Below are 9,095 nucleotides of genomic sequence, written 5' to 3' on the forward strand. Positions count from 1 at the left end.
TGACAGCGGTCATATTCTGCCATGGCAGAATCTGCTCCATGCGGGAGAGGAAAATCTCTTTTCGGGTCTGACGGCGCTTAGTGCTGAATTCACTATCGGCGAAGGTGAGTTGATGGCTCATGATGTCCCTCTGGGATGCGCTCCGGATGAATATGATGATCTCATATCAGGAACTTGTTCGCACCTTCCTTAGGATTTTCGCCACTGAATAAATTATAATAAATTGATTTTATAAGATATTCGTCATGGGCTATATGACCAGTACGAGTTGCATGCTCTAATGTTTCAGATGCCAGTATATGTGCGGCTTCAGCAAACATCCCAGGCCAACCCTTACTCAGCATAGACAGTCCTTTAAGGACTCTTATCTGAATCTCCCTCATACTCGCACCATCACGTGCAACAGGTAAGAAAAAGTCTTCCAGTAGGTCTTTGATCTGAAGTGGCGCAACATGTACTGAAGGATATATCACTTCAGTTTCATCTATTTTATTCTGCGCGTAAGCGGAGAGTATTCGAACACCTCTGCCAATGACATCAATCGCAGTACCGGGATCGTTTACTGCGGGCGAAAGGGCCCTGCAGGCTATTTCGGCCATGACGCTGAGACAGAATCGGGGATCCTGAGCAAATGAACGCACATCCGAGACAATGATCGTTTCAAGTAAATCGGTACAGATTGATGACTCCTGACCAGAACTCAGGTACAAAACTGGCATCGATGGATGTATGAAACTGCCTGGCTGCGCCACAAGATATACATGACGAGGATCATTGCTCAGCAGACTGCCGAGCTTGACCATGTCAATATATTCAACATAGCCAATTTTCTCCGGATATACGGCAACAGTTCCTTTTGGTTGTTCATTGTTCTCAAGCCATGGATATCCGCCAAGACATGGACTTTTTGCTCTCGCAATAAATGTCTCGATCGCCGCCTGTTCTACTTTTGCTGTTGTCTCACCTACCCTGCCCAGAGAGGTCAAATGCTGTATCCAGCGAAGCAATGTGATGATTATTAAGGCAATGACAACCAGTGTTACAATGAATAAAATGACTCTACCCCTTTCTCCGTAGGCTCCCATATTGAGGGCAATAATCCCTACCAGGCTGAAGAGAAAAGAACCGATAAAAGTGGCCAGTACATTTTGTGTGGTTACGTCTTCTACAACTAAACGCGTGGCTCTGGGCGTCACATTAGTAGTGGCTGAACCGTAAGCGGTGACCATGATACTCAGTGAAAATGTGGTCACCGCCAGCATACTCGATGCCAGTATGTTCAGAATATTATCAACTGCTTCCGCACCAACCTTCACTGATACTGACTCTGGGATCATTGATCTAAAAAGAATAGATAAAAGGGCCGTTATTATTGCTACCATTGCAAATAACGTTGCCCTGAACCATAGCTTTTTAAGTGTCTGCCTGAGAATCCATTGCCAGCGTAAAATCATTCAGCATATCCTTGTATTAAGTTCGGGAAAATAAATGCCGCCCGGCAGGACGGCATTTTTGTATTAACGAACGAGGTGCAGGAAGTGCAGGTGTTTTTCGTACTGGTCCAGTATGTCATTAATCAGCTGTTCCTGATTCCAGCCCATCACATCATAGTTTTGACCGCCTTCTTTCAGATAGACCTCAGCGCGATAATATCGATGTTGCTCAACCTGCTGCTCGTCATTGTCCATTGCAGCCATGGCGAAAGCCGGTGAGTTATAGCCACGAAGTCTCACTTCATAAATAAAGTTCAGCTCATTGCCCAAATCGACTTCAAGCCGAATTCGTTCGTCATCAGTATCACTTATATGGCTTATCGTTCCCTGTTTATTCAGTTCTTCCTGAACCAGCGTCATGGCGGGCTGGATAACGTCGCCCATAAAGCGTTTCACAAGAGAGCGCTTTGGCAGATAAGCGATATTGCGCAAGCGTCTCTGCCATGGAATCGGGTTACGCGCTGCAGTCGGAGCAATAGTCGCCATGCTCAGGCTTTCACGCTTGGTCAAATCCCGACGCAGGGCTTTTAATAATCCGTATATGGATATCAGTAAAATCACTGAGAAAGGTAATGCGCTCGCTATTGTCACGGTTTGCAGCGCGCTCAGTCCCCCCGCAATCAGCAGTGCGATTGCCACAATCCCTATGAGCGAGGCCCAGAAAATTCGCTGCCATACAGGCGTGTTAGCGACGCCACCCGATGCCAGCGTATCAACAACCATTGCCCCGGAGTCAGCCGAGGTGACAAAGAAGACAATGACCATCGCCATTGCAATAAATGACAGCACGGAAGAAAACGGGAAATGCTCCAGGAAATTAAACAGGGCCAGCGCGACATCCTGCTGAACGGTATTGGCGAGATCAGCCGCCCCCTGGTGCATAATGAGATAGATTGCGCTGTTACCAAACACCGTCATCCACATGAGCGTGAAGCCGGCGGGAACAAACAGCACGCCGGTGACAAACTCGCGAATGGTTCGACCGCGCGAGACTCTTGCGATGAACATCCCCACAAACGGCGACCATGAAAGCCACCATCCCCAGTACAGTAATGTCCAGCCCCCCAGCCAGTTGCTCGACTTAGGTTCATACGCATAAAGGTTAAAAGTTTTACTCACCAGTTCAGAAAGATAACCGCCCGTATTTTCCACAAATGACTTCAGCAGAAGCACGGTTGGTCCCAGACACAGGACCAGCGCCAGCAGCAGCACTGCCAGGCCCAGGTTGAGCTCAGACAGTATACGTATTCCCTTGTCCAGGCCGGACACCACCGAAATCGTCGCTAAACCAGTGATGACAACGATTAGAATCACCTGCACCGTTTCATTAATAGGCACCCCGAAAAGATGATTCAAACCAGCATTCACCTGCAAAACACCGTACCCCAGCGATGTCGCAACGCCAAAGACGGTGCCAATAACGGCGAAAATATCAACCGCATGGCCTACAGGTCCGTATATGCGCTCGCCAATAATGGGATAAAGTGCGGAACGCAGCGTTAAAGGCAGACCGTGACGGTAACTGAAAAAGGCCAGGATCAGTGCCACAATGGCATAGATTGCCCATGCGTGCAGGCCCCAGTGGAAGAACGTCAGGCGCATTGCTTCCTTCGCTGCCGCAACGGTCTCTGGAGTGCCGACAGGAGGTGAAAGATAATGCATCACAGGTTCAGCAACGCCAAAGAACATCAGGCCGATCCCCATCCCTGCCGAGAAAAGCATCGCAAACCAGGAGTGATAGCTAAAATCAGGCTGCGCATGGTCCGGACCCAGTTTGATATCACCGTAGCGTGAGAGTCCCAGGAACGAGACACTCAGTAGAATCAGGGCCACTGCAAGGATGTAGAACCAGCTGGCATTCGTGAAGATTTGTTGCTGAAGTAGTTTAAAATTTTTGTCGGCGACATCCGGGAATACAGCGGCAAAGGCGACAAGAAGGAAAATTAACAAAGCAGATGTAAAGAATACCGCTTTGTTAATCTGGCTTTTAGACTTCTTTTGGATTGTATCATTTTCACTCATAATCATTTATTCCATTAGGCTTTGTTGAATAAATCAGATTTCGGGTAAGTCTCCCCCGTAGCGGGTTGTGTTTTCAGGCAATACGCACGCTTTCAGGCATACCTGCTTTCGTCATTTTGTTCAGCGCTCGTACCAGGGCCATAGCCTCCGCAACCTGACCATCGTAGTCACGCAGCGTCAGTGAACCCCCGAACAGCTGTTTTACCCGGTACATCGCCGTTTCCGCTATCGAGCGACGGTTGTAATCTGTTGTCCATTTCCACCGCGCATTACTCCCGGTCATTCGCTGATTAGCCACTGCACGGTTACGGTCTGCATATTCACCGGGCCAGTAACCCGCACCTTTTCGGGGAGGGATAAGGGCGCTGATTTTCTTACGCCGCAGTTCATCGTGACAGAGCCGGGTGTCGTAAGCGCCGTCTGCCGATGCTGCCCTGATTTTTCTGTGAGTCTGCCGGATAAGACCCGGGAAGGCTTCTGAGTCCGTCACATTGTTCAGCGACAGGTCTGCACAGATGATTTCATGTGTTTTGCTGTCAACTGCCAGATGCAACTTTCGCCATATACGACGGCGTTCTTTGCCGTGTTTTTTGACTTTCCATTCGCCTTCACCAAAGACCTTCAGCCCGGTGGAATCAATCACCAGATGCGCGATTTCACCTCGGGTGAACGTTTTGAAACTGACATTAACCGACTTTGCGCGCTTGCTGACACTGGTGTAATCCGGGCAGCGCAACGGAACATTCATCAGTGTAAAAATGGAATCAATAAAACCCTGTGCAGCCCGCAGGGTCAACCTGAACACGCGTTTAATGACCAGAACGGTGGTGATGGCGAGATCAGAATAGCGCTGAGGTCTTCCCCGTGATGAAGGCGTTGCCGACTCATACCAGGCCTGAATAGCTTCATCATCCAGCCAGAAAGTTATGGAGCCACGGTTGATGAGGGCTTTATTGTAGGTGGGCCAGTTGGTGATTTTGAACTTTTGCTTTGCCACGGAACGGTCTGCGTTGTCGGGAAGATGCGTGATCTGATCCTTCAACTCAGCAAAAGTTCGATTTATTCAACAAAGCCCATCGCTGAGCAAAATTAAGGTGACCCCGGATGGGGTCGCTGTTAAATTGCTTTGTTGTTAATAATTAATTTGAATTGCGATATTTACAGCAATAGTCCACTCATCGCAACAATTACTCGTTTTTTGTGTCCATGCTGCAATAATTCCTCTTCTCCACTTCTGAGATCCGAAAAATGGTAGTTCCGGATCTTCCGGAACAGCCCCGGCGCGCAGCGGCCTAAAAACACAATATGTGCTACGCCATAGGCTGATTTTTCTTCTATATATAGTGTTTGCCCCTGCCCCGTGACCCGCCGCTCAGCACCCTAAAAGGACGCTTTGCTTATTCCCTGGCCGTGATACACTTCCGGAAACTTCGCTAAAAGTGAAAAGTCGGATCCGGCCGGAACGGCCGTCCGGTAATTTAATTGAGTGGTTATGTGGCTGCTTATTATCAGCCTGGAAATGATGACGGAAGGGGAAAATCATCCGGGTGACAGACGCAGGGTTGTGCTTAGCCGATTATGCTGCGCGTCATAATTACTCTTAGTGACTATAAGGATGGTTTGATTTGACATTGAAAGACATGTATCTGCTTCTACAAACAACTTATGGTCATAACGATTTATGGCTGATGCTGCATAGTCCTACCGGGCAAGGGCGTTCTACCTATCTGGATGGCAGTTATGTTGCTTCTCCAGGGCGAATTTTGTGTCGGTATTCTCAGGGACGATGGATTCATAGCGTAAAGACTGACTTTCGTCATTTTGATCCCTTAGTGGACCGGTCCAGTCAATCTCCAAGCGGACTCAAATTGTCTCTGCCGTTCGCTATCACGCTAACAAATCCGTTATGAGTGAGATACTTTCCATTTTGTAGCGGGATTTCTCAATAAGGATCAAACATGGCTGACTGGTTTATTGCGACTGAGGGCGTGAAGGTGGTGAAGGACAGTGCCAGCCTGTGGCCGCAGATCGTTACGGCTATTTCCTCTGCCGGCGCAGCCCTGGTGGGTGTTGCTCTCACACACCGTTTTACCCGCAGGCGTGAAGAAGCTACTGCTGCACGTAAACGTTACGATGAATTGTACTTTATATCTACCGAGCTAGTTTTTCTGCTGGAGCGTTTTGCACAACGCTGTGTTTATTCTGCTAATGAATCAGGGGAATATGACCAAGATGGACGTATTAGGATTGAGTATTCTTTACCTGAAATCAATTTCGAGTCCATTACTGGGGACTGGCGTTCTCTGCCACCAGGATTGATGTACAGACTTGCTGAATTGCCAGTCATCTGCAGGGAAGCCGCGAGTTCTATAAGTGCGGCGTTCAATGAAGATACTCCCTTCGATGGATCGTATGGAATTTTCGAACTTAACAGGCAGTCTGCAAGACTCGGATTAAAAGCAATACGTTTATCCCGTTGGCTACGTCAGCTATGCGATATGCCTGGGGACAGGTTGTCTGACGACCGTTGGTCGGCATGGAGTGTTTTGTATCGGAAGCGCTGGGAGCATATTAGGAATAATAACAATGTTTACCGCCGATATAAACGGTTGCCTGATGTTACTGAGTAGATGGCTCAGGAGTTAGACTATGAATAATAATTTCCCGGCAGGTATCAGGGATAACACACGGAACACCTCGATGAATCTGCCAGTAGCCATCGATTACCCTGCCGCTCTTGCCCTGCGTCAGATGGCGCTCGTGCAGGATGAACTCCCGAAATACCTGCTGGCGCCGGAAGTCAGCGCCCTGCTCCATTACGTGCCGGATCTTCACCGCAAGATGCTGCTGGCGACGCTGTGGAACACCGGCGCGCGCATTAATGAAGCGCTCGCGCTGACCCGGGGGAATTTTTCGCTGGCGCCGCCGTATCCGTTCGTGCAGCTGGCCACACTCAAGCAGCGCACCGAGAAAGCGGCCAGGACGGCAGGTCGTGCCCCCGCAGGCAGTCAGGTCCATCGTCTGGTTCCCCTTTCCGATCACCACTACGTCAGTCAGCTGCAGATGATGGTGGCCACCCTGAAAATTCCCCTCGAAAGACGAAACAAACGCACCGGCAGAATGGAGAAGGCGCGTATCTGGGAGATCACAGACCGTACCGTCCGCACCTGGCTTAGCGAAGCGGTGGAAGCCGCAGCGGCCGACGGGGTGACGTTCTCAGTACCGGTGACCCCCCATACGTTCCGTCACTCCTACGCGATGCACATGCTGTATGCCGGCATACCACTGAAGGTTTTGCAGAGCCTGATGGGCCACAAATCGATTAGCTCGACGGAAGTCTATACGAAGGTGTTTGCACTTGATGTTGCTGCACGGCATCGAGTTCAGTTTCAGATGCCCGAAGCGGATGCGGTAGCCATGCTGAAAGGGAATATTTAAGTACTTAGGAGAATGATGCTGGCGAACGTCATGCTCGCCGGTGAGGTCTGTCAGAAGTTATCTGGACCAGCTGACGGGAATATCTGCTCTGTATTCCTCATACTGCTCATAGATCGCATGCTGAAGCATCGTAATACGTTCTGACAACCTGTTGGCGTCCGACATATGCCGCCATTCCCCCTCAATAGTGGTTTTCTGTCCATCCGGGAGATTGAGCGTGATCAATACCTTTGTATCACGAATAATCACCCCGTCAGTGAAAGAATTAAGACCACTCCTTACGGTATTATCTATCTGTATAGTTTCAAGTTTCATCTTGTTACCTCCTGTTGACCGGATCCCAAGCATAGATATCTGAATTCAAGTTGCCTAGTGAAATGTCTGGATATGCCGCATTTTTCCCCTTATACAGCGAAGCTGGCCAAAGGCCAGCCCGCATGGATTTATCGCTTTTGCCAGTAGATCAGCATGGCAAGGAACAGGATTGTTGCCCCCTGAGAAGCGGGAGAAGCAGTCAGGAAAGTTTCTAGCAATGACATCATCGTAAAACTCCGCATTATTAATTTTAGGTGTGTGACTCAGGGGCCTTAGTCCCCCTTTTACAGGAAGTAGTGTTCTGTCACGACGGGAGCCAGTGTTAATAAAAACGATTCGAATATGTCTGCAGGGACGATAGAAATCTTCGTGCGGGTTGTCTCGCTGTAGCGGGCTCTGGAGAGCGACTCGGGGAGGAGTAGTATCTTCCGCCCACGGATATGATCGAGCCAGCAGTGCTCGCCGCAGCCGAGCGACAGGGCGAAGCCCCGAGTGAGCGAGGAAGCACCATGGAACAAAACTTATAAATTCTGCTTACGCTAAATGCCTGAAAAATCACTTCCCTCTCGGGGTTATCCACTTATCCACGGGCATATTTTTATAAAGTATTTTTTTATTCTTTTTCTATATTTTACACCTTTTAGGGAGCCTGAAAGCCGCGTACAGTGCGGCCTGAGAGGGGGCCTGTATGGGCAACTGGTAAACATAATATGGGAAATTAATCACGTATCCGTGGGTTTTGTGTCAACAAGCTATGGGATACGCATCAACAAGCTATGGGAAAGAGGTCAAGTTCAGTTCTCAATTATCCACTTGTGGATAAAGTGCAGATTTTTCCGGTGGATAACTATCGCGATAGCTTGCAATTTCTGTTTTCACTGTCATTATGGGTGGGTAAAAATTTACCCATAGGCATTGAAATGGATACTCAAGCACTCTTGCCAGCTACTAAAACGTTTAAAAAACGCGCCAGTATAAAGCAATCTAACGAATTGACCGAAGCTGCATATTACCTGCCTCTTCAGGCAAAACGTGTGCTGTGGTTATGCCTCATGCAGGCCTATTTTAATGACAACCAGGAAGATGACTCTGACGTATTGCCGCTCTTCAAAATCAGCGTTTCCGATTACGTCAAATACTTCAATGTCGCTACGTCTGTCGCCAGTCGTGATGTGAAGGCTGGGGTAAATGCTCTGGGCGAATCAACGGTTACCTTTTATCCAAAAGAAGGTGAGTTTGAAGAAGTTAAACGTCCGTGGCTGGCTGAAGCAGGAATGAAGCGAGGTCGGGGTTCCTGGCAGATTGAATTTAACTACAAGGTCATGCCATTCCTTGTCGGCTTAACCTCCCAGTTCACTACCTATTCTCTCTATGACTGTGGCCAGCTTAATAGTGTTCGTGTCATCCGGCTTTATGAAAGCCTGTGTCAGTTCCGGAGCACTGGTGTCTGGATCACCACACATGACTGGTTATGTGAAAGGTTTATGCTCCCTGCCTCGCAGAAAAACAATATTGCTGAAATGAAGCGTACCTTCCTGGAACCTGCTCTGAAGAAAATTAATGAGAAGACGCCATTAAAGGTAACATATACCACTGAAGAAGATGGTCGCTTGCTGTTTAATTTTCTTGATAAAAAACAATAGCCTGCATTTTTTATTTCCCCCCTTAGTTTGTTGCTGACATATGGGGGGATACTAAAATTGCTGTATTTCCCATAGTGCTTGCCTAACTTGACCTGTTTCCCGCAATCCCGGCTGTCCGCGTAGTTGACCTGTTTCCCACAGTCCCGGACGTCTGCAAAGTTGACCTGTTTCCCACAGTCCCGGA

8 protein-coding genes and 1 pseudogene are annotated in these 9,095 nt (G+C 48.7%); 3 read left to right on the top strand and 6 right to left on the bottom strand.

What is annotated here, in order from left to right; translation table 11 throughout:
* From L350_RS24400 to L350_RS00390, 4 genes and pseudogenes are all read right to left on the bottom strand, one after another.
* Positions 1 to 121, bottom strand: a pseudogene (locus L350_RS24400) (IS5/IS1182 family transposase); the annotation flags it as partial.
* Between the two features lie 40 nt (positions 122 to 161).
* A complete protein-coding gene (locus tag L350_RS00400) occupies positions 162 to 1,454 on the bottom strand; it encodes a DUF2254 domain-containing protein (RefSeq protein WP_023304011.1) in 1,293 nt (430 codons plus the stop codon).
* A gap of 63 nt (positions 1,455 to 1,517) precedes the next feature.
* A complete protein-coding gene (locus L350_RS00395; RefSeq protein WP_008502232.1) occupies positions 1,518 to 3,515 on the bottom strand; it encodes a BCCT family transporter in 1,998 nt (665 codons plus the stop codon).
* Positions 3,516 to 3,588: 73 nt separating this feature from the next.
* The gene (locus tag L350_RS00390; protein WP_074181092.1) at positions 3,589 to 4,557 is read right to left on the bottom strand and encodes an IS5 family transposase; all 969 of its coding nucleotides are present in this window, start codon (positions 4,555 to 4,557) and stop codon (positions 3,589 to 3,591) included.
* 916 nt (positions 4,558 to 5,473) lie between these two features.
* Here L350_RS00390 and L350_RS24500 point away from each other — a divergent pair.
* Positions 5,474 to 6,145: a hypothetical protein gene (locus L350_RS24500; RefSeq protein ID WP_024140048.1), complete on the top strand. Its 672-nt coding sequence runs from the start codon at positions 5,474 to 5,476 to the stop codon at positions 6,143 to 6,145.
* A 70-nt stretch (positions 6,146 to 6,215) separates the two neighbouring features.
* Positions 6,216 to 6,953, top strand: a complete 738-nt coding sequence (locus tag L350_RS00380) for a site-specific integrase (RefSeq protein ID WP_106106546.1) — start codon at positions 6,216 to 6,218, stop codon at positions 6,951 to 6,953.
* A gap of 57 nt (positions 6,954 to 7,010) precedes the next feature.
* Here L350_RS00380 and L350_RS00375 read toward each other — a convergent pair whose 3' ends face one another.
* Both L350_RS00375 and L350_RS24505 read right to left on the bottom strand, forming a co-directional pair.
* On the bottom strand, positions 7,011 to 7,268 hold the full coding sequence (locus L350_RS00375) for a hypothetical protein (protein WP_000764642.1): 258 nt from the start codon (positions 7,266 to 7,268) through the stop codon (positions 7,011 to 7,013).
* Positions 7,269 to 7,396: 128 nt separating this feature from the next.
* A complete protein-coding gene (locus L350_RS24505; RefSeq protein ID WP_032427600.1) occupies positions 7,397 to 7,510 on the bottom strand; it encodes a hypothetical protein in 114 nt (37 codons plus the stop codon).
* A gap of 534 nt (positions 7,511 to 8,044) precedes the next feature.
* Here L350_RS24505 and L350_RS00370 point away from each other — a divergent pair.
* Positions 8,045 to 8,911 (top strand): replication initiation protein, encoded by an 867-nt coding sequence (locus tag L350_RS00370; RefSeq protein ID WP_023302476.1) that lies wholly within the window; start codon positions 8,045 to 8,047, stop codon positions 8,909 to 8,911.
* The last annotated feature ends 184 nt before the right edge of the window (positions 8,912 to 9,095 follow it).

Origin of the sequence: Enterobacter sp. MGH 4, from assembly GCF_000534735.1 — a bacterium.
GTDB lineage: Bacteria > Pseudomonadota > Gammaproteobacteria > Enterobacterales > Enterobacteriaceae > Enterobacter > Enterobacter intestinihominis.

Excerpts from the sequence above, each read along its gene's own strand:
- L350_RS00400 (WP_023304011.1), bottom strand. The coding sequence starts at position 1,454 with ATGATTTTACGCTGGCAATGGATTCTCAGGCAGACACTTAAAAAGCTA.
- L350_RS00395 (WP_008502232.1), bottom strand. The coding sequence starts at position 3,515 with ATGAGTGAAAATGATACAATCCAAAAGAAGTCTAAAAGCCAGATTAAC.
- L350_RS24500 (WP_024140048.1), top strand. The coding sequence starts at position 5,474 with ATGGCTGACTGGTTTATTGCGACTGAGGGCGTGAAGGTGGTGAAGGAC.
- L350_RS00380 (WP_106106546.1), top strand. The coding sequence starts at position 6,216 with ATGAATCTGCCAGTAGCCATCGATTACCCTGCCGCTCTTGCCCTGCGT.
- L350_RS00375 (WP_000764642.1), bottom strand. The coding sequence starts at position 7,268 with ATGAAACTTGAAACTATACAGATAGATAATACCGTAAGGAGTGGTCTT.
- L350_RS24505 (WP_032427600.1), bottom strand. The coding sequence starts at position 7,510 with ATGCGGAGTTTTACGATGATGTCATTGCTAGAAACTTTCCTGACTGCT.
- L350_RS00370 (WP_023302476.1), top strand. The coding sequence starts at position 8,045 with ATGGGAAAGAGGTCAAGTTCAGTTCTCAATTATCCACTTGTGGATAAA.